The following is a 19,542-nucleotide window of genomic DNA, read 5'->3' as shown; positions in this document are numbered from 1 at the left end:
GGACGGCACGCTCTTCGCCACTGAGTTCGGTCAGGACACCTGGGACGAGCTCAACGTCATCCGCGCCGGCGAGGACTACGGCTGGCCGACGGTCGAGGGCGTCGCGGGCGACGACCGCTTCGTCGACCCTGTGCAGCAGTGGAACCCCGACGAGGCCAGCCCGAGCGGCATGGCGGAGGTCGACGGCACGCTGTACCTCGCGAACCTGCGCGGGCAGGTGCTGCGCGCGGTCCCGGTCGCGGATCCGTCGACGTGGAGCGACCACGCGGTGGGGGAGTACGGACGCCTGCGCGACGTGGCCGAGGCGCCCGACGGCCGCCTGTGGGTCGCGACGAGCAACACCGACGGCCGCGGCGATCCGGGGCCGGACGACGACCGCATCCTGGGCTTCGCGCTCGCGGGCTGAGCGCGACGGCGTCGAGCGGCGCCTCGAGACCGACCGGATCCCGCGCGTCACGCCGACGGGCCTCACCCCAGCCCCGCGAGCAGCTCGGCCTCTTCCTCGAGTGCGAGACCCGACCGGCGCGGCCGATCGACTCCCCGCGCGAGCTCGTCCTGCAGGACCCGCTCGATCGTCTCGGCGAGGGGGCGAGGAGCGAGGTCGGCGGCACCGGCCCGCTGCGCGAACGCCGCATCCGACGACGGGAGCCACAGCGGCAGTGATCGCGGCCCCGCCCAGTAGCGGACGCCGTGCTCCAGCAGCTGGTCGTCGGGCGCCTCCACGAGTTCGCCGGCGAACCCGGTCGCGTGCCGCACCGCGGCGAGGAACTCGGCGAAGGGCGTGCTCGGGCCGACCGCGTTCGCGACTCCGGTGCGCCCCCGGACCGCCGACGCGACGATCCACTCCGCGAGATCGGTCACGTCGACGACCTGCACCCGGCGTCCGGCGCTCTCGGGCGCGAGCACACGGCCGCCCCGCGCCAGACGCGCCGGCCAGTAGCCGAAGCGGTCGCTGGGATCGCCGGGTCCTGCGAGGAGGCCCGGTCGGACCGTCAGGAGGCGGTCGGCGAGGCGGGCGCTCGAGGCCTGCTCTGCGAGCACCTTCGTGTGGCCGTAGTCGTCGGGGTCGGTCGGAGTGACGAGCCGCGCCGTCTCGTCGGCGCCGGGCTCGTCGTTCCGCTCGTAGACCGACACGGAGGAGACGAGCGTCCAGTGGGCGGCCCGCTCCGCGAGTGCGTCGAGCGCGCCGGCGACGAGCGGCGGAGCAGTGGCCAGCTCGACGACCGCGTCCCAGTCGCCGTCGAGCGCGTCGTACGCGCCCGGCTCGGTGCGATCGGCTCGGACGAGCCGCGCGCCCTCGGGCACCGCTCCGGAGGCGCCGCGCGCCAGGCAGACGACCTCCAGACCGCGCCGCACCGCGGCCTCCGCGATCCCGCGCCCCAGCCACCCCGTCCCGCCCAGCACCAGCATCCGTGTCACGGACCCAGCGAAGCGGCTGCGGCGGCCGCCCGGAACCCGTGTTCGCTCCGAGCGGCCGCCGATCCGTCACGAACGGCTGCGGATGCGGGATCCGGGCGGCCGTTCGCGACGGATCGGCAGCACTACTTCCCGGTCGGGCCGTAGAACGAGCTGATCTCGTCGAGCTCCATCTCGGCGGTCGACTGGATGAGCTTCAGCAGCTCGGGGTCCAGGCCCGGCGAGAACTCCTCGAAGCGCTCCGAAGCGATGACCGAGGGCACCCCCTCCGGAGCCTGCTCCTTCGACTCGAGGGTCGTGCCGTCGTTCGAGGGCGAGGCGCCGCGGAAGATCTTCCCCGCCTCCGACGCTCCCTCGAGGTCGAACGTGTACTGCTTGCTCTGCAGCCCCAGGTCGATGAGCTTCTTGACCTCGGGGAACCTCTCGGCGTTCGTCTTCGGGATCGGCAGGGTCTTCTTCCAGTCGATGCCGAGCGTCTCGAGCGCCTTGGCGTAGCCGTTCTCGTGGGCCTGGTCGCGCACGATCAGGTAGGCGATCGTCGACCGCGCCGTCTTGTTGTCGGTCATCTCGTAGATGCGGCACTTCTGCAGGCGCCCGGTCGATTCGAGCATGAGGTTGTAGAGCAGGTCGAGCACGAGGTTGCCCGAGTTGTACACGTAGCTGCCGCTCCACGGGTTGCCGACCGCATCGACCGGCATCGCGCCCTGCGCTCCGACGAGGTAGTGGTGGATGTTGCCCGTGTCGAGGGCGATGTTCAGTGGAGTGGCGCCGCCGGCACCCGGGGTGTCGAGCGGATCCGTGGGCTTGCCGTTGTAGCGCGGGGAGCCGTCGAGCAGGCGCGAGATGGTGGTGCCGATCAGCTCGACGTGGCTGATCTCCTCCGTGCCGATGCCCTGGATCAGGTCGCGGTACGGCTTCGCGTCGGCGCCGCGGAAGTTCATCGCCTGGAAGAGGTACTGCATCATGGTGCGCATCTCGCCGAACTGCCCGCCGAGCCCCTCCTGCAGCGCGTTCGCGGCGGCGGGATCCGGCTCGTCCTGCTCGATGTCGTTGATGAGTCGCTGCACGTGGAAGAACATCATTGCCTCCGAGAGGATCGTGGTGTCCCCTCAGAGTCCGTCGTGCTCCTCGAGCGCCGCGCCCCCTTGCCCGCCGGGGGATGCGGAGAGACACTGCCCCGGATCCGCCGGCCCTCTTGACGGCGGCGCCCGCACCCGGGACGCTCAGCGCGGGACCGCACGAGCGGCCCCGGTCCGAGCCCCGGAAGGCCTCCCATGCGCATGCTCACCGCCGGTCTGTTCGCGTCCGTCGACGGAGTCGTCGAGTCGCCGAACCTGTTCCAGTTCGACAGCTTCGACGCCGAGCTGGGAGCGCTGATGGGCGGGATGATCGACGAGGTCGACACCGCCGTGCTGGGCCGGGCCGGCTTCGAGGAGTGGTCGCAGTACTGGCCGGCGGCGCCCGCCGACGATCCGTTCGCCGCCTTCATCAACCCGATCGAGAAGTTCGTGGCGTCGACGACCCTCTCCGGGGACCTCGGCTGGAACGCCACCCTCATCGAGGGGGACGCCGTGGAGTTCCTCCGCCGCCTGAAGCAGACGGAGGGCGGCCGGATCTCGGTGTTCTCGAGCATCTCGCTCACCCGGCAGCTGCTCTTCGCGGGGGTCCTCGACGAGCTGACTCTGATGGTCCACCCGGTGATCGCGGGGGCCGGACGCCGGCTGTTCGAGCCGAGCGATCCGCTGACGCGTCTGGAGCTGCGCGACTCGTCGATCACGAGTGCCGGCAACGCGGTGCTGACCTACGCACTGCGGGGCTGAGGGCGGCGCCGGTCAGGTCCGCGGCCGGCGCCGGTCGGGGCCGCGGCGGTCAGACCTCGAGCGAGGCCTCCGCCTCCGCAGCCGCCCTCTTCTGCACCGCGAACTGGGTGCGGTGCAGCTCCTCGTACCGCCCGCCCGCGGCCAGCAGCTCCTCGTGCGTGCCGCGCTCCACGATCGAGCCGTCCTCCACCACCAGGATCTGGTCCGCGCTGCGGATGGTGGAGAGGCGGTGCGCGATGACCATCGCCGTCCGTCCCTCGAGCGCCTCGCTGAGCGCCGCCTGCACCGCGGCCTCCGACGTCGAGTCCAGCGCCGCCGTCGCCTCGTCGAGGATGACGACGCGCGGCTGGGCGAGCAGGAGCCGCGCGATGGTCAGGCGCTGGCGCTCGCCGCCGGAGAGACGGTAGCCGCGCTCTCCCACCACGGTGTCCAGCTGGTCCGGCAGGGAGCGCAGGAGCGGCTCGAGCCGCGCGCGGCGGACCGCGTCCCACACCTCGTCGAGGGACGCCTCCGGCCGGGCCAGGCGCAGGTTCGAGAGGATCGTCTCGTGGAACAGGTGGCCGTCCTGCGTCACCATGCCCAGCGTGTGCCGCATCGAGTCGAACGTGACGTCGCGGACGTCCGTCCCGGCGAGTCGCACGGCGCCGCTGTCGACGTCGTACAGGCGCGAGAGCAGCTGCGCGATCGTGGACTTCCCCGCGCCGGACGTGCCGACGAGGGCGACGGTCTGCCCCGGCTCGATCCTGAAGGAGACGCCGTGCAGCACCTCCTCCCCACCGCGGGTGTCGAGCGTGGAGACCTCCTCGAGGGAGGCGAGGGACACCTTGTCCGCCGACGGGTAGGCGAAGCGGACGTCGTCGAACTCGACGGACACCGGCCCTTCGGGGACGGGGACGGCGTCGGGCTTCTCCTGGATGAGCGGCTCGAGGTCGAGCACCTCGAAGACGCGCTCGAAGCTGACGACCGCGCTCATGATCTCGACCCGAGCGTTCGCCAGGCTGGTCAGCGGTGCGTAGAGGCGCGTGAGCAGCAGCGCCAGGGTGACCACCTCACCGGTGTCCAGGCCCCCGCCGAGCGCGAGGACGCCGCCGAGCCCGTACACGAGCGCGAGGGCGAGGGCCGAGACGAGCATCAGCGCGGTGACGAAGACGAACTGCAGCATCGCCGTCCGGACCCCGATGTCGCGGACGCGGGCGGCGCGGACGCGGAACTCCTCCGCCTCCTCGTCGGGACGGCCGAACAGCTTGACGAGCGTGGCTCCGGGCGCCGAGAACCGCTCGGTCATCTGGGTGCTCATGGCGGAGTTGTGGTCGGCGGCCTCGCGGCGGAGTGCGGCGAGGCGGCCGCCCATGCGGCGCGCGGGCACCAGGAAGACGGGGAGCATGATCACGGCGAGGACCGTGACGAGCCAGGACGTGCTGAGCATGACGATCAGGGTGAGGATGAGCGCCACGAGGTTCGTGACCACGCCGGACAGCGTGCCGCTGAACGCCTGCTGCGCGCCGATCACGTCGTTGTTGAGGCGGCTCACGAGAGCGCCCGTGCGGGTGCGGGTGAAGAACGCGATCGGCATCTTCTGCACGTGGTCGAAGACGGCGGTGCGGAGGTCCAGGATCACTCCTTCGCCGATCCGCGCCGAGTACCAGCGCGTCACGAGCGACACGGCGGCGTCGGCCAGGGCCACGAGGGCGATGACGACGGCGAGACGGATGATCGTGGCGACCTCGCCCCGGGCGACGATGACGTCGACCACCTGGCCGGCGAGCACCGGCGTCGCGACCGCGAGGAAGGCTCCCGCGATCGAGAGGGCGATGAAGACCAGCAGCTTGGGGCGGTAGGGCACCGCGAACGTCAGGATCCGGCGGACGGACGCCCGCGAGATGCCGTGCGCGCCGTCCCTCACGTGGGAGATCTTGTAGAGCGAGCTCCAGGCCACGCCTTCCATGCTCATCTGCGGTTCCTTCCGTCGGCCCCGGCCCCCAACTTAGGGGGTGGGTGAGGTGGTTTCCTGCGGTGGGGTCGGGTCCCTGCGGTGCACGCGGCGCGAGCCCTCCTCCAGAAGTTGCGGTGACGGCTCGCGCTTCCCGCAATTTCTGGCGGAGGGCGGAGGGCGCAGTGCGGAGGGCGGCGAGGCACTGCGGCCACCCGCGTGCGCAGCGGCCAGCGCTGTCAGTCTCCGCACCGGGACGGACCGGATGATGGGGCGATGTTCATCCCGACCCGAGCCGCCGGTCTCGAGGCGCTCGACGAGTTCGTCGCCCGCGCCGGCTCCGCCTACGCGCGCGAGCGCAATCACGACCTCGGGCCGTCCCGGCAGAACGTCTCCGGGCTCTCCCCGTACCTCCGCCACAGGCTCGTGACCGAGAAGGAGGTCGTCGCGGCGGTCCTCGGGCGTCACCGGCTGACCGCGGCGGAGAAGTTCGTCCAGGAGGTGTTCTGGCGCACCTACTGGAAGGGCTGGCTCGAGCAGAACCCGGAGGTGTGGCGCCGCTACCGCCGGGAGGTGGACGACCTCGCCGCGGGGGACCCTCCGTCGGGGTACCTCGACGCGATCGGCGGGCGGAGCGGGATCGACGCGATGGACGCGTGGGTGCGCGAGCTCGTCGAGACCGGCTACCTGCACAATCACACGCGCATGTGGTTCGCGAGCATCTGGATCTTCACCCTCGAGCTGCCCTGGCAGCTCGGCGCCGATTTCTTCTACCGGCACCTGCTCGACGGCGACGCCGCGTCCAACACGCTGTCCTGGAGGTGGGTCGCCGGCCTGCAGACCCCGGGGAAGACGTACCTGGCCACCGCGTCGAACATCGCGCGGTACACCGAGGGGCGCTTCTCCCCGGAGGGCCTCGCCGCCTCGGCCCCCGCGCTCTCCGAGGAGCCCTTCCCGCCCCGCGAGCAGATCGACTCGGACGACGTGGTCGGGACCGTCGGCGCCCGTCCCGGCCTCCTGCTGCACGAGGAGGACCTCGAGGCGGAGAGCCTCCTCGCCGAGCAGCCCGGTCTGGCGGAGCGGCTCGTGGCGGTCGCCGCCGCCGGCGACGCGGGTGGGCGATCGCCTCTCGCGGTGTCGGACGCCGTGGACGCCTTCACCGCGGCGGCGCTCGCCGACGCCGCGGAGCGCGCGCACGACGGGAGCGGTCGGCAGGCGCGCGTGCTGGCGGACGCGTCGCCCGCCGGGGTCCTCGACTGGGCGGGCTCGGAGCGGCTCGACACCGTGGTGGTGCCGTACGCGCCGATCGGTCCCGTCCGCGAGCGACTGGACGCGCTCCGCTCCGCCCTCGCGGAGGAGGGAGTCGCGCTCGTCACCGTGCGCCGTCGCTGGGACGGCACGGCGTGGCCGTCGGCGTCGCGCGGGTTCTTCGCCTTCCGCAAGAGGATCCCGGTGCTCGTGCGCGGCCAGGACGAGCCCTCGGACGCGGTCCGTCTGTTCTGAGGCCGTCTGTTCCGAGTCCGTCTCTCCCGAGTCCGCCTGCTCCGAACCCGTCCGGCCTGCGCCTCCGATGGCTCTCGCGCCTGATCCGTCGCGCACGGCCGATCGACCCGGCGCGAACGGCTCTCGGAACCGGGACGAGGCGACCGGGAGCGACGGTTCGGCGCACACGGATCGGCGCCCGCGGGTGGTCGGCCGCGTCACTCCGCGCCCACCTCAGCGCTACTCGCACGTCCTCAGCCCCGCACGCGCTCCCACAGCTCCGACCCGAGCATCGCGTCGGTCGCGTCGTCGATCAGCACCCCGCCCTGCTCCGGGGTGACGCGCTGCGCGATCACGAGCGCGGCCGTGCCCTGCACCGACGCCGCGAAGAGGAGCTGGAACCGCTCGCGAGCCCCGGGATCGCCCGACGGCTCGTCGGTGAGGGCGTCGTCGAGCACCTGGAAGAGCCGGAGCGAGGCGTCGCGCACCGGACCCGCGGTGGCGCCGAGGCGGAACATCAGCTCCATCAGCGCGGCGTGCTCGACTGCGAACGCGAGGTGGGCGCGGCCGACGCGGCGGAACCGCTCCGGGAACGCGCCGGGCGATTCGACGGCCGTGTGCACCGCCTCTGTCAGCCGCTCGAAGCCGAGCACCGCGAGGGCGTCGAGCAGCGCCTGCCGGTCGACGAAGTGGCTCCGCGGGGCGCCGTGGCTGACTCCGGCCCGTCGGGCGAGCTCGCGGAGCGACAGCGCGTCGACGCCGTCGGTGCGCAGCAGCGCCTCGGCCTGCTCGAGCAGCTCCGCGCGGAGGTTGCCGTGGTGGAAGGGCGGGGTCACCCGACGATCGTACTGCTAGGCATTGACTAGATTCTAGACAGTGCCTAGTCTCGCCCCTATGACCTCCTCGCTCCCCGACCAGTCCGGCCGCACGTTCCTCGTCACCGGCGCCACCAGCGGCATCGGCCTCGCCACCGCCCGCGCCCTGACCGCGGCCGGTGCACGCGTCGTCCTCGCGGTCCGCGACACGGCGAAGGGGGAGCGGGTCGCCGAGGCGATCTCCGGCGACACGCTCGTCCGCCGCCTCGACCTCGCCGACCTCGCGTCGATCCGCCGCCTCGCCGACGAGTGGAGCGGGCCGATCGACGTGCTGATCAACAACGCCGGCGTCTCGACCGCTCAGCGCGAGACGACCGCGGACGGCTTCGAGCGGCAGTTCGGCACCAATCACCTCGGCCCCTTCGCGCTGACGAACCTGCTCCTGCCGCACCTCCGGGGCCGCGTCGTCTCGCTCGCCTCGCAGGCCGAGCGGATGGGACGGATCGACCTCGACGACCTGAACACGGAGCGCACCCCCTACCGCGAGTCGCGCGCGTACGCCGCCTCGAAGCTGGCCGACCTGCTCTTCACGGCCGAGCTGCAGCGGAGGCTGACGGCAGCCGGATCGCCGGTCCTCGCGGTCGCCGCGCATCCCGGATTCGTCGCCACGGGGATGACCGGAGGCGCGACCGGGATCGCCGGTCGGCTCACCGCGCTGCTCGCGCAGAGCCCGGAGGAGGGTGCGCTGCCGGTGCTGCTCGCGGCGACCGGGGACGTGCCTCCGGGTGCCTTCACCGGTCCGGAGCGGTTCCTGCACATGCGCGGAGGGGCGGAGCTGATCGGCCGCTCGTGGCGCTCGCGCGACGAGACGCTCGCCGCTCGCCTCTGGGACGCGTCGGAGCGGCTGACCGGAGTCGGGTTCCCGCTCTGAGCGGGCCGGGGTCCGCTGGACGCGGTCTCGCGTCTTCCGCGCCCTAGGCCTCGGCGCGGCCGGAGTCCTCGACGAGCCGCACCTTCACGGTGACCGCGAGCGGACCCGTCACGTCCGGCTCCTCCGCGAGGATCCCGCGCAGCAGCTCGCCGACCGACCGCAGCGTCTCGGGGACGGGCAGTGCGGCCGACGCGGCGATGTGCGCGCTGACGGTGGTGAACCCCTCCGACCGGTCGATGTCGACGAGCACGTCGGGCTGCCGGAGCGCCAGCCTCACGGCGAGGGCGTCGGCGGCCGCCTCGAGGATCGGCTGCGCCGGATACACCCCGACGACGCCCTCCGCCTCGCGGATCGCCGCCGTCAGGCGCTGCGACAGTGCGGTGTCGTCGGTCACGGTCGGTCCTCCCTGCGGGGGTAGACGTCGTCGACGGTCACGTCGATCGTCGTCACGACGAGCTCGGTGTGGCGCTCGAGGGCGTAGCGGATGCGGTCGCGGAGCCGATCGGCCGCCTCGTCGACCGAGAGGCCGAACTCGAGGGCGCAGGTCACGTCGACCCGGATCGGCGCGCCGGGCGTCGCGACGTCGCCGTCGAGGGTGCACCGCCCCATGATGACGCCGCCCATCGTGTCGCCGGCCCGGCGGATCATGCCGCGCACCGCCGCCTCGGTGAGCGCCAGGCGCAGCCCGGGGTCGGGGTGGCGGATGGGCACGTCGCGGCCGGAGCGCACCTCGGAGCGGATCGCGTCGAGCAGTCCCGCGATCCAGACGTCGTCGCGGTCGGGCTCGCGGTCGGCCCGGCTGCGCAGGGCGCTGGCCGACAGCTCGGTCAGCCGGGTGAGGTTCGCCAGAGCGAGGCGGCAGGCGGCGGAGTTCTCGATCGAGGGATCCAGGGGCGTGCGTCCGCGGTCGAGGTACTCGCCGAGCTCGTCCAGCGTGTGGCCGTCGAGGTCGTCGTCGGGCACGGCGTCGTCGAGGTTCATCGCCATGCCTCCAGTTCGTGGAGCAGGAATCGTCGAGCCCGGGAGAGGAGGCCGCGGACCGTCGAGACGGGGAGGTCGAGAGCGTCGGCGATCTCCTGGTAGCTGTAGCCGGCGGTCTCGCGGAGTAGCCAACAGCGTCGCTGATCGGCGGGCAATCGGTCCAGTGCCTCCCAGACGGCGTCCAGCTGGAGGCGGGCCTCGACGATGCGCTCGGGGGAGTGCTCGGCGGGAGCGGGCGGGTCCCAGTCGTCGATGTCGTCGTGGCGGCGGCGGACCCGGATCCGGTCGATCGCCTTGTGGGTCACGATGCGCATCAGCCAGTTGCGGATGTGCGCGGGGCTGTCGAGATCGGCCAGACGGCGCCACCCGGTGAGGAACGCCTCCTGCACCACGTCGTCGGATTCGATGTCCGAGCCCAGGAGCTTGGCGGCGTAGACCCGCATCAGTGCGCCGTGCCGGCGGGCGAGCTGCTCGAACGCCGCGACATCGCCGTCGACTGCCCGGGCGGCGAGGACGGCGTCGGAGGCGTGCAGGAGGGGGTCGTCGTCGATGATCGCCTCCTGCCGTCGTGAGCGCGGTGGCGTCGCCCCGGCACGCCCGGGGTCGTTCCGCCACCCTCCCGGAATGCCTATCAGGCGCCGCGGTCCTCCCCGATCAGGATGGCCGCTCGGCGCATCCCCGGCTCCGCCTCTCGCTGTGGAGGGACTTCTCAGGGGCCGGAAACGTGACGAAACGACCCCCGAACACGTCTCAAGTGCAGCCGACGCGCACGCGGACCCCGACCGGGGCCGGGCCGTCGGGCGAACGACACAGCGAGGTCCCTCCATGCGGCATCACACCCTCTTCGGCCGGCCCGGGCGGCCGTCATGAGCGGGTCGACGTTCACGACGGGCAGTCCGTTCGGCTCCTCCTCCGATGCGACGGGAGGCGCCGAGCGGCGCTTCGAGGTGACGGGCGTCGATCCCGATGCGGCTTCGGCCGTCTACGCCGACGCCTACGGCGGCGGCCGGTTCCGCGTCGCTCCGAGGGCGGGCGGGTTCTCCTTCCGCTACGCGTTCCGGGGCAGCGAGCGGGTCACGCTGCGCACCTCCGACTGCGCGGGCGCGCTGACGGGCGAGGTGCCGCACCTGCGCGAGTACGTCGTCGGCTGGTTCCGCGCGGGCGGCGGAGTGCTCGACCTGCGCCCCTTCACGCGGACCGGAGCGGCGTCGGCGCCGTTCCTGTTCCCCGCCGAGCGCCACTTCGCCCTCGACTTCCTGCCGCACCGGCAGAACCTGATCCACTTCGCCCCGGGCTTCCTCGAGGACGTGGCGACGGAGTCGCACGCCGGCCCGCGCCAGCCCGTGTCCTTCGACCACGAGGCCGACCCCGACCCGGGTGTGCTGCTGCGCTGGCGCACCGCGGTGTCCGAGGCGACCTCGGCGCTCGCCGCCGCGGCGACCGCTCCGCTCGTGCGCTTCACCGCCGAGCTGAACCTCGCCCGGGCGCTGCTGGCGCTCTTCCCGTGGCGCGCGTGGGACGTGCCCGAGATCCTCCGCCGCCCGTCCGCCTCGCGGACCCGCGTGGCCCTGGACTTCCTGCAGCACCACGCCCGCGATCCGATCACCCCGGCCGACGCCGCCCGCGCCGCCGGCCTGCACACCCGCACCCTGCAGCAGGCCGCGCAGCGGCACCTCGGAGTCTCGCCGTCGATCTACCTGCGCGACGTGCGCCTGGACCGCGCGCACGCCGACCTCGTGGCCGGCGACCCCTGCTCGACGACCGTCGCCGCGGTGGCGCGCGAGTGGGGCTTCGGCAACCTGGGGCGCTTCGCGAGCACCTATCAGGCGCGCTTCGGCGAGAAGCCGAGCTTCACGCTCCGGAGCTGAGGCCGGGCCCGCGAGTGGGCGCGGAACGGGCCCTCGACCGTCCGGAGCGCCCGGTCCGCGTCCCCTCGGCGACATGCCGCGCGGCGATCGGGCGCGGACCGGGGTCTCCGTCGTCCGCAGGCCCCGATCGCCGGCCGTCAGCAGTCGATCGCAACGACGAGAGGCGGAGCGCGCCGAGGTGGCGGCGCTGGCCCAGCGGATGGTGCGCGGCCGCCTCGTCGTCGGAACGTCCGGGGACGTCTCCCGCCGCTACCGCCGTCTCCCTGCTCCGGAGGGACTCACCGGCGGTGCACCACCAGTCCGGCGGGTCGGTCCGGGTCGCCAAGTACGCGACCTCGGGCACCCCCGAGCTCGTCGGGAACATCACGTCGCACTCGAAGGCAGCTCGGCCTGCATCATCGAGCACCACGAGACGCTCGCGTACGGCGACCGCCTGCAGAAGGCGTAGACGACCGCGCTCGCCGACTCGAGCGCGTCTGCGACGTCCGGCTGCGCGCGTCGCCGGTCGGGCTGCCGTCGCTGCTCTCCCGGGCCGAGAGGGAGAAGGTCATCGAGCTCTTCGGCGGCTGCGGCCGGACGCGCCCCGCCTGCACCCGCGCTGCACCCGGCAGTGCGTCCCACTCCGCCACCGGCGCCGGACGTCCCATCCTCCGCTCCGCGCCGGTGACGGGGTCCCCTCGCGGAGCGACTCCGCCTGCGCGGAGCCCGCGGACAGCGGCAGGGCCACGGGAGTCCGCCCTCCACACGCAGGAGCGGCTCCCCGGCTCAGACCGTCCCCATGCGCAGGAGGAAGCAGCCGTACGGCCCCGGGTCGGAGGTCCTGACTACGGCGAAGGCGCGACGACCGGCGTCGTAGAACGCGAAGCGGTCGAGTGCGCCGATGCCGACGGCGCGTCCCTCCGCCCGGTCGACGACGCGCTGGATGCGCTCGTGCACGGGCATCAGGCGGCCCTCGTCGCCGACGACCGTCATGCGCTGGACGGGCTCGGGGACGAAGGTGTCGAGCGGCATCAGGGTGAGCACCGCCGTGATCGCCCGCTCGAGGTCGCAGCCCGCCAGGTCGACGACGGAGCCGTGCGTCGTGTGCGCGGCGAGGCTGGCGGCCGGATGGTTCACGTCGCAGACGAGGAGATCGTCTCCGTGGCCCATCGACATGAGCACGTGGAGCATCTCGGCGGTGAGGACGCTGTCGATCCCTTTGAGCACGGTGGTCTCTTCTCTGTCTCGGTTCTCGTGGAGAGGGACCGCCCCGGCGACGCGCGAGCGCTGCCGGGACGGTCCCTCGGGTGAGGCCGGGCGCGGGCCCGGACGCGGGTCACTCCCGCGCGGCGTTGCGGGTGTTCAGCTGGTCGAAGGCGACGGCCACCAGGATCAGGAGGCCGATGGCGATCTGCAGGTAGAAGGAGTTGACCGCGAGCAGGTTGCCGCCGTTGTTCAGGACTCCGATGAGCAGCGCCCCGCAGGCGGCTCCGATCGCGCTGCCCCGGGCGCCGGCGAGGCTCGCCCCGCCGATGACGCACGCCGCGATGGCCTGCAGCTCGAAGCCGGTGCCGGCGGTCGGGACTCCGGCGCCGAGCCTCGAGGTGAGCAGGACCCCGCCCACGGCCGAGAGCAGGCCGGCGATGCCGTAGACCGTGATCGTGACCAGCGTGACCGGGACTCCGGCGAGTCGCGCCGCCTCGGGGTTGGATCCGACCGCGTAGACGTAGCGTCCGAAGACCGTCCGCTTCAGCACGAACGCGGCCGCGGCGGCGATGACCACGAACAGGATGAGCAGGTTCGGCACGCCTGCGACGGAGCCGTTGGCGATCGCCTGGAAGTCCTCGGGCAGGCCCTGGATGGTGTTCGCGTCGGTGATGACCAGCACGACTCCGCGGGCGATGCCGAGCATGCCGAGCGTGGCGATGAACGGTGGGAGCTTGAACCTCGTGACCAGCAGGCCGGTGATGATGCCCAGGACCGCGCCGACGAGGGCGCCGAGAAGGACGGCGGGGAGGATCGGGACCCCGGCGACCAGGAGCTGAGCGGTCACCGCTCCGGCGAGGCCGAGGACGGAGCCGACCGAGAGGTCGATTCCCCCGGTGAGGATCACCATCAGCTGGCCGATCGCGAGGATGCCGAAGATCGACACCTGGCGCGCGAGGTTCGCGAGGTTGTTCCCGGTCAGGAAGTCGTCGCTCGCGAGGGTCAGAGCCCCGAAGACCACGAGGAGGACGATGAGCACGCCGCTCTCGCGGCCGGCGATGCTGCCGAGGGTCGCGACCCGGGGCTTGAGGGTGGTCGACGACCGGCCGTTCTGCGCGGCGGGGACGGCATCGTCCTTGCGCACGACGCGGATCGTGGTCGTCTCGATGGGTTCGCGCCACATCAATCTAGGCATGGGGTGTTTCCTCGATGTTCTGTCGGAGGACCGGGTCTGTGGAGGGGTCGTGCTGGAGGGGTGCGGTGCGCTGGAGCGGGTCGGACGTCGCGCCGGCGCCGCCACTGGCGAGGAGGAGCACGTCCTCCTCGGAGGCGCCGCCGTCGAGCTCGCCGGCGACGGCGCCCTCGCGCAGGACGAGCACCCGGTCGGCGAGGCCGAGGAGCTCGGGGAGGTAGGAGGAGACGACGATGACCGCCAGGCCCTGCCGGGCGAGCTCGTTGATCACGTCGTAGAGCTCGCCCTTGGCTCCGACGTCGATGCCCTTGGTCGGCTCGTCGAACATGATGACCTTGGGCTTGGTGAGCAGCCAGCGGGCGAGCAGGACCTTCTGCTGGTTGCCGCCGGACAGGGTCGAGACCGGCTGGTCGTAGGACCCCGCTCGCAGCCGGAGGCTGTCGAGCAGCGCGTCGGCCTCGTCGGCCTGGGACTTGCCGGGGAGGAGCCCCTTCCGGGATCCTGCCCGCAGGCTGGCGATCGTCACGTTCTCACGGATCGACAGCTCGGGGAGGAGGCCGAGGACCTTGCGGTCCTCGGTGAGGAGCGCGACTCCGGCCGTCATCATCGAGCGGGGATCGTCCGGCTGCACGGCCGTGCCGTCGATCCGGATCTCGCCGCCGGCCAGGGGCTCGGCGCCGAAGATGCTCAGCAGCAGCTCGCTGCGGCCCGAGCCGAGCAGACCGCCGATCCCGAGGATCTCGCCCCCTCGCGCCTCGAGATCGACGGCCGGGCCGTCGGGCGTGCGGCGGAGCCCTCGGACGGCGAGCCGGGCGGCCCCCGTCTCTCGGGCCTCGTCCGGGTAGAGCGAGGACACCTCGCGACCGACCATCGCGGTGATGAGGTCCGCCTCGGTGTAGTCGCTCATCGGGCCGCTCTGCGACAGCTCCCCGTCGCGGAGGACGGTCACCCAGTCGCCGATCTCGAACATCTCCTCGAGGCGGTGGGTGATGTAGAGGATCGCCACGCCCTGGTCGCGGAACACGCGGATCTGGTCGAGGAGCCGCGCCGACTCCGCCTCGGTGAGCGCGGTCGTCGGCTCGTCGAAGACGATGACCTTCACCGCGTCGGCCGTGACGACCTTCGCGACCTCGACCAACTGCTTCGTCGCCGCAGGGAGGCGCTCCACGACGACATCGGGGTCGAGCTCGGTCAGTCCCAGCGAGTCCAGGACCACGCGGCAGCGGTCGTGCAGCGCGGTGGCCCGGATCACTCCGGACCGGGCGGGAAGGCGGCCCATGAACATGTTCTCGCCGACCGACAGGTGCGGCAGCAGGCTGAGCTCCTGGTAGACCGCCTGCACTCCGGCGGTCCGCAGCGCGGCGGGACTGACCGCGGTGAGGGGCCGTCCCTCGATCTCGAACTCTCCGGAGTCGCGGTGGAGCGCGCCGGTGAGGATCTTGATCAGCGTCGACTTGCCCGCGCCGTTCTCACCGGCCAGGCAGTGCACCTGACCGGGCACGAGCGTGAGCGAGACGTCCGAGAGCGCCTGGACCGGGCCGTAGGCCTTCGAGACTCCGGTGAGGCGGAGGACCGGAGTGCCGTCGGGCTCGACGACGGCCATCAGTCCACCTCCGCGGTCTGCGGCTCCAGCAGCGCCTTGATCTCGGGGGTCTCGCTGTTGTCGCGGTCCGCGATGGCCACGCCCGGGTCGAGGTTCGCGGGCGGGATGCGGCCCTGCGTCGCCATGGCCGCCTCGACGACGCCCTGGTAGCCGAGGAACCACGGGTTCTGGACGACGAGGGCGTCGATCGTGCCCTCCGCGAGGGCGGCGTTCTCCGCGGGGTCGGAGTCGAAGGCGACGACGGGGATGCGGTCGGCGGCGTCGTTGTCCTTGATCGCGGTGGCGGCGCCGACGCCGGAGCTGTTGTTGTCGGCGAAGACTCCGACGAGGTCGGGGTTGGCCGAGATGGCGTCGTTGACCTGCGCGGCGGCGGTGCCGATGTCGTTGTTGTTGTAGCTCTGCAGAGACGAGTCGATGTCGGGGCACCCCTGGGCGAGACCGGCGCGGAAGCCCGCATCGCGGTCCTGGTTGGCCTCGATGCCGGCGATGGGCGCCTCGACGAGGACCTTGCCCGTGGTGGTGCCCTGCGCGGTGAGCAGCTCGCACATCCGCTCGCCCGCGGCGGTCCCGGCCTGGATGTTGTTGGTGCCGATGTGGCCCTCGATCTCGGCGGTGACACGGGTGTCGGCGGTGATCACCTTGATGCCGGCCGCGCGTGCGGCGTCGATGGACGCGTTGAGCGCCTCGCTCGAGCTGGGCGCGATCAGGATCGCGTCGACGCCCCGGCTGACGGAGTTCTCGACGAGCTGGACCTGACCGGCGATGTCGGTCTCCGACGTCGGCCCGAACGACGAGACGTCGATGCCGTAGTCGGTCGCCGCGGCTTCGGAGCCGGCCAGGAGGGTCTGCCAGTAGGCGGAATCGCTGGCGCGGATGATGACGTCGACGGCGACTCCGGAGGCGGCTCCGCCGCTGCCTCCACCGCTCGAGGCCGCCTGGGAGACGGTGGCTCGGCCACCGACGACTCCTCCGACGAGGGCGACGAGGGTGATCGCCGCCACGAGGGAGAGTGAGAAGACTGTTCTTGATCGCGCCATTGCGTGTTCCACCTAGTGGTTCGGGCATGCACCATGCCGGGGTGTCGAAGAGGGAGAGGTCGGGATGTCGAGTGGGTGAAGGGGGCGTCCGGGGGGACGTCGGGACCAGCGGCCCGGCCGGAGGCTGTCGGCCTCCGACCGGACCGGGTCCGGTCAGGCGCCGGCGCCGGGGACGGCGATGCCGAGCAGCTCGTTGCGCAGCTGCTGCGAGGCGATGCCGTCGGCCTTCTCGATGACGGAGGTGATGCGGTCGACTCCGACCGCCTCGATCTTCGCGAGGAGCAGCTCGACGGTCGCCCGGTTCGTCTCGGCCTCCTCCTGCGCGTCCTCGCGGATCGGGAAGGTGTCGAAGTAGATCACTCCGTCGTAGCCGTGGCGCAGGAGGTAGTAGAGGAACTCGATCGTCTCGAACGGGTGGATCGAGCCGATCATCAGTCCGTCGTCGTGGTCGTTGTTGCCGTCGTTGAGGTGGACGCCCCACAGCTTGTCCTCGGCGAGCAGGAGCGCGGCGCCGAACCCGGGTGCGTCGCCGGCCATCAGCATGTGCGCGAAGTCGAGGGTGGCCCCGACGTTGGGGCGGTCGATGAGCTGCAGGATGTGCAGCGTCTGGCCGACGCTGCGGATGACGGAGTGGACGCGCTCCTCGTACGGCTTGTACTCGATGCTGATCCGGATGTCCGGACGGTAGTCGGCGAGCTCCTGGAACGCCTCGACGATGCGGCCGAGGTCCTTCGCGTAGTCCTTCTGGAAGGTGTAGTCGAAGCCGTCGTACCCGAGCCAGACGGTGACGAGGTCGCTGCCTCCGGCGGCGGCGGCGTCGATCCCCTCCTTCGTCAGCTCGATCGCCTCGCGGCGGACGGCCTCGTCGCGGTTGCTGTACTCCCCGTGGACGAAGTCCTTCCGGAATCGCATGGCGACGCTGTTGAGGGTGAGTCCGAGCTCGTCGAGCAGGGGCTTCATGGCATCGGAGCCGATACCCGTGAAGTGCTCCGGGTAGTTGAGGTCGACGTAGTCGATGCCTCGGGTCGCACTGATGCGACGGAGGGCGGCAGCGGTGTCTCCGCCGCTGATGAACGAGTTGAGGCGCGTGGCGAACTTCATGAGCCGAACGTACAAACGGATGACACTCGTTGTCAAGAAAATGCAACTTCTTTCATCCTGCGAGGCCGAAGTACGACACCTGTTGCTCGGAAGCGGGGAGGAGAGACGTCTTTGACAATTTTTGTCATGCCGCTCTAGTGTCGTGGGCAGCGAAGAGGAGACCTCTATGACAGAGAACGCCATCCTGGTGGTCGGCAGCATCAACTACGACCTGATCGTCACCCAGCAGCGGCTGCCGCGGCGCGGCGAGACGCTCGTGGCCTCGGGTCTCCGCGGCGACTTCGGTGGCAAGGGCGCGAACCAGGCGGTGCAGGCCGCTCGACTGGGAGCCTCCGTCCGCTTCGTCGGCGCCGCCGGAACGGACGACTACGGCCGTCGCTGCACCGAGAACCTCGAGCAGGCGGGCGTCTCCTGCCGGCTCCTGCGGACGGCTGCACCGACCGGACTCGGGATCGTCCACGTCGTCGGGCACGGCGAGGTGCACGCGACGATCGTCGAGGGGGCGAACGGCGAGGTCGACGCGGCGTGGGTGGAAGCGAGCAGGGAGGCGTTCGACGGCGCCGCGGCGGTCGTCCTGCAGAACGAGATCCCCGACTCGGCGAACGCCCGAGCGGTGGAGCTGGCCGCGTCGGTCGGCGTCCCCGTCTTCTACAACGCGGCACCGGCTCGACCGGTGCCCCGCGGATTCATCGGCTCCTGCGCCTGGCTCATCGTCAACGAGGACGAGGCCGCCGCCTACCTCGAGCGCGACCTGGGTGACGCTCACGACGACGACGCCATGCGCGGGGCGGTCCAGGAGCTCCGGTCCTGGGGAGCCGACGTGGTCCTCACCCTCGGCAGTCGCGGCTGCTATGTTGCTGCGGGCCGGGAGGTCGAGTTCGTCCCCGCGGTCGCGACGCTCGCCGTCGACACCACCGGCGCGGGGGACTCGTTCATCGGAGCGTTCACCGCCGCGATCGTCGACGGCTCCGGCCCGTTCGACGCAGCGCGCACCGCCGCCCGGGTCGCCTCGCTCACGGTCGGCGGGATCGGCGCCCAGTCCAGCATGCCGACACGAGAGGCCCTGCAGAGTGAAGTCCTTCGCCAGGCACCAGCTGATCCTGGACCGCGTCGCGCTGGGTGACTCGATCCTCATCGAGGACCTGGTCACCGCGACCGGGGCCTCCTCCTCCACCGTGCGCCGCGACATCCGGCTGCTCGAGGAGGCGGGTCGCGTCGTCAGCCTCCGCGGCGGTGCGATCCGGGCCCAGGGTCGAGGGGCCGAGCTCCCCGCTGCCGCGAAATCGCTCATCAATCACGCCGAGAAGGTGGCGATCGCGCGCGCCGCCGCGTCTCTCGTCGTGGACGGCGACACGATCTACGTGGACTCGGGAACTTCGCTCACCGAGTTCATGCTCGCCCTCACGGACGTCCGGGCGCACGTGATCACCTCGAACACCCAGGTGCTCGCGCTCGTCCCACCCCCCGCGATCACGGTGACCGCGCTCGGCGGCGACTACCTCCCCGACATCGGCTCGGTCGCCGGGACCATGACCGATCGCCAGCTCGACGAGCTGTACTTCGACCGCGCCTTCATCGGCGTCACCGGCATCCACGCCCAGGCCGGCGTCACGACCTTCGACGTCCGAGAGGCCAACAAGAAGCGCATCGTCCAAGCGCACAGTCGCGAGACCTTCGTCCTCGCGGACAGCAGCAAGTTCGACGTCATCTCGCTGTGCCGCTCGTTCAGCCTCGCCGACTGCGTCGTCGTCTCGGACAGCGACGGCGCCGTGCTCTCGGCGGCGGCGTCCTCGATCATCGCGCCGACCGACAAGACGGCCGCGACGCTCAGCTGAGCGTCCAACGGGCGGTCGGTGCTGAAGCATGCCGATGTCCTCGCGGTGACTCCGGCGCTCGTCCCGACCACGTCGACCTGCTCGCCGGACGTGCGGCCGCATGGTCGCTGAGACCGTTCTCGCATGCCCGGACGGGGGCTCCACCCACGTCTCAGCGCGGTACTCCGCCTTGACTCGGCGCACCGTGCCGGAGCGGCCACTGAGGATGATGCTCTCCGTCCGGATCAGCGATCCCCTGCTGCGGACGCCACGGAGAAGGCCCGTTGCCTGCACATGTCGACCCGGGAGTCGTGGCGGGCGGCGTTGCTACGCGTCTCCGTCGAACATCGACGTGACGGATCCGTCC

Annotated in this window: 19 protein-coding genes; 7 read left to right on the top strand and 12 right to left on the bottom strand. The window is 71.9% G+C overall.

Features of this window, described 5'->3' with window-relative positions; translation table 11 throughout:
- The coding region (locus IOC53_RS16850; protein WP_207407526.1) for a sorbosone dehydrogenase family protein at nucleotides 1-406 on the top strand (406 nt) is incomplete at its 5' end.
- Nucleotides 407-468: 62 nt separating this feature from the next.
- Here IOC53_RS16850 and IOC53_RS16845 read toward each other — a convergent pair.
- The gene (locus IOC53_RS16845; RefSeq protein ID WP_207407528.1) at nucleotides 469-1,410 is read right to left on the bottom strand and encodes an NAD-dependent epimerase/dehydratase family protein; all 942 of its coding nucleotides are present in this window, start codon (nucleotides 1,408-1,410) and stop codon (nucleotides 469-471) included.
- A 131-nt stretch (nucleotides 1,411-1,541) separates the two neighbouring features.
- Complete coding sequence (locus IOC53_RS16840) at nucleotides 1,542-2,495, bottom strand: manganese catalase family protein (RefSeq protein WP_207407527.1); 954 nt, start codon at nucleotides 2,493-2,495, stop codon at nucleotides 1,542-1,544.
- 195 nt (nucleotides 2,496-2,690) lie between these two features.
- On the opposite strand from IOC53_RS16840, the gene IOC53_RS16835 reads away from it, so the two are divergent.
- On the top strand, nucleotides 2,691-3,236 hold the full coding sequence (locus tag IOC53_RS16835; protein ID WP_207407524.1) for a dihydrofolate reductase family protein: 546 nt from the start codon (nucleotides 2,691-2,693) through the stop codon (nucleotides 3,234-3,236).
- A 49-nt stretch (nucleotides 3,237-3,285) separates the two neighbouring features.
- Here the strand turns inward: IOC53_RS16835 and IOC53_RS16830 are convergent, their stop codons facing one another.
- Nucleotides 3,286-5,187, bottom strand: a complete 1,902-nt coding sequence (locus IOC53_RS16830) for an ABC transporter ATP-binding protein (RefSeq protein ID WP_207407522.1) — start codon at nucleotides 5,185-5,187, stop codon at nucleotides 3,286-3,288.
- Between the two features lie 255 nt (nucleotides 5,188-5,442).
- Here IOC53_RS16830 and IOC53_RS16825 point away from each other — a divergent pair, with 255 nt between their 5' ends.
- On the top strand, nucleotides 5,443-6,669 hold the full coding sequence (locus IOC53_RS16825) for an FAD-binding domain-containing protein (RefSeq protein ID WP_207407519.1): 1,227 nt from the start codon (nucleotides 5,443-5,445) through the stop codon (nucleotides 6,667-6,669).
- 233 nt (nucleotides 6,670-6,902) lie between these two features.
- Here IOC53_RS16825 and IOC53_RS16820 read toward each other — a convergent pair whose 3' ends face one another.
- A complete protein-coding gene (locus tag IOC53_RS16820) occupies nucleotides 6,903-7,484 on the bottom strand; it encodes a TetR/AcrR family transcriptional regulator (RefSeq protein ID WP_207407517.1) in 582 nt (193 codons plus the stop codon).
- Nucleotides 7,485-7,542: 58 nt separating this feature from the next.
- Here IOC53_RS16820 and IOC53_RS16815 point away from each other — a divergent pair, with 58 nt between their 5' ends.
- A complete protein-coding gene (locus tag IOC53_RS16815; protein ID WP_207407515.1) occupies nucleotides 7,543-8,394 on the top strand; it encodes an oxidoreductase in 852 nt (283 codons plus the stop codon).
- Between the two features lie 43 nt (nucleotides 8,395-8,437).
- Here the strand turns inward: IOC53_RS16815 and IOC53_RS16810 are convergent, their stop codons facing one another.
- The 3 genes from IOC53_RS16810 to IOC53_RS19080 are packed head-to-tail and all read right to left on the bottom strand — an operon-like array spanning nucleotide 8,438 to nucleotide 9,818.
- Nucleotides 8,438-8,788: a hypothetical protein gene (locus tag IOC53_RS16810; RefSeq protein WP_207407513.1), complete on the bottom strand. Its 351-nt coding sequence runs from the start codon at nucleotides 8,786-8,788 to the stop codon at nucleotides 8,438-8,440.
- Nucleotides 8,785-9,375, bottom strand: a complete 591-nt coding sequence (locus IOC53_RS16805; protein WP_207407511.1) for an Asp23/Gls24 family envelope stress response protein — start codon at nucleotides 9,373-9,375, stop codon at nucleotides 8,785-8,787. Before IOC53_RS16805 ends, IOC53_RS16810 begins: the two co-directional genes overlap by 4 nt.
- Complete coding sequence (locus IOC53_RS19080) at nucleotides 9,372-9,818, bottom strand: RNA polymerase sigma factor (protein WP_242683463.1); 447 nt, start codon at nucleotides 9,816-9,818, stop codon at nucleotides 9,372-9,374. The genes IOC53_RS16805 and IOC53_RS19080 overlap by 4 nt, the downstream gene beginning before the upstream one ends.
- Nucleotides 9,819-10,241: 423 nt before the next feature.
- Between IOC53_RS19080 and IOC53_RS16795 the strand changes: the two genes are divergently transcribed.
- Nucleotides 10,242-11,243 carry a helix-turn-helix transcriptional regulator gene (locus IOC53_RS16795; RefSeq protein WP_207407509.1) on the top strand — a complete coding sequence of 334 codons (1,002 nt, stop codon included), beginning with the start codon at nucleotides 10,242-10,244 and terminating at the stop codon, nucleotides 11,241-11,243.
- A gap of 765 nt (nucleotides 11,244-12,008) precedes the next feature.
- On the opposite strand, the gene IOC53_RS16790 is transcribed toward IOC53_RS16795, so the two are convergent.
- The 5 genes from IOC53_RS16790 to IOC53_RS16770 form a co-directional block, all read right to left on the bottom strand.
- Nucleotides 12,009-12,449 (bottom strand): RbsD/FucU family protein, encoded by a 441-nt coding sequence (locus IOC53_RS16790; protein ID WP_207407508.1) that lies wholly within the window; start codon nucleotides 12,447-12,449, stop codon nucleotides 12,009-12,011.
- A 109-nt stretch (nucleotides 12,450-12,558) separates the two neighbouring features.
- Entirely contained in the window at nucleotides 12,559-13,623 is a 1,065-nt protein-coding gene (locus IOC53_RS16785) for an ABC transporter permease (protein WP_207407507.1), read from the bottom strand.
- On the bottom strand, nucleotides 13,616-15,223 hold the full coding sequence (locus tag IOC53_RS16780) for a sugar ABC transporter ATP-binding protein (RefSeq protein ID WP_207407505.1): 1,608 nt from the start codon (nucleotides 15,221-15,223) through the stop codon (nucleotides 13,616-13,618). The genes IOC53_RS16785 and IOC53_RS16780 overlap by 8 nt, the downstream gene beginning before the upstream one ends.
- Nucleotides 15,223-16,224, bottom strand: coding sequence for an ABC transporter substrate-binding protein (locus tag IOC53_RS16775; RefSeq protein ID WP_207407504.1), 1,002 nt, complete (start codon nucleotides 16,222-16,224; stop codon nucleotides 15,223-15,225). The genes IOC53_RS16780 and IOC53_RS16775 overlap by 1 nt, the downstream gene beginning before the upstream one ends.
- A gap of 189 nt (nucleotides 16,225-16,413) precedes the next feature.
- The gene (locus IOC53_RS16770) at nucleotides 16,414-17,361 is read right to left on the bottom strand and encodes a sugar phosphate isomerase/epimerase (RefSeq protein WP_207407503.1); all 948 of its coding nucleotides are present in this window, start codon (nucleotides 17,359-17,361) and stop codon (nucleotides 16,414-16,416) included.
- Between the two features lie 166 nt (nucleotides 17,362-17,527).
- Here IOC53_RS16770 and IOC53_RS16765 point away from each other — a divergent pair, with 166 nt between their 5' ends.
- Nucleotides 17,528-18,484 (top strand): ribokinase, encoded by a 957-nt coding sequence (locus tag IOC53_RS16765; protein WP_207407502.1) that lies wholly within the window; start codon nucleotides 17,528-17,530, stop codon nucleotides 18,482-18,484.
- Nucleotides 18,432-19,196 carry a DeoR/GlpR family DNA-binding transcription regulator gene (locus IOC53_RS16760; protein WP_207407501.1) on the top strand — a complete coding sequence of 255 codons (765 nt, stop codon included), beginning with the start codon at nucleotides 18,432-18,434 and terminating at the stop codon, nucleotides 19,194-19,196. The genes IOC53_RS16765 and IOC53_RS16760 overlap by 53 nt, the downstream gene beginning before the upstream one ends.
- Nucleotides 19,197-19,542 lie beyond the last annotated feature (346 nt).

It is taken from the genome of Rathayibacter sp. SD072, assembly GCF_017355185.1.
GTDB lineage: Bacteria > Actinomycetota > Actinomycetes > Actinomycetales > Microbacteriaceae > Rathayibacter.
Note: the sequence above shows the minus strand (reverse complement) of the source record. Positions and strands in the feature narration are given on the sequence as shown.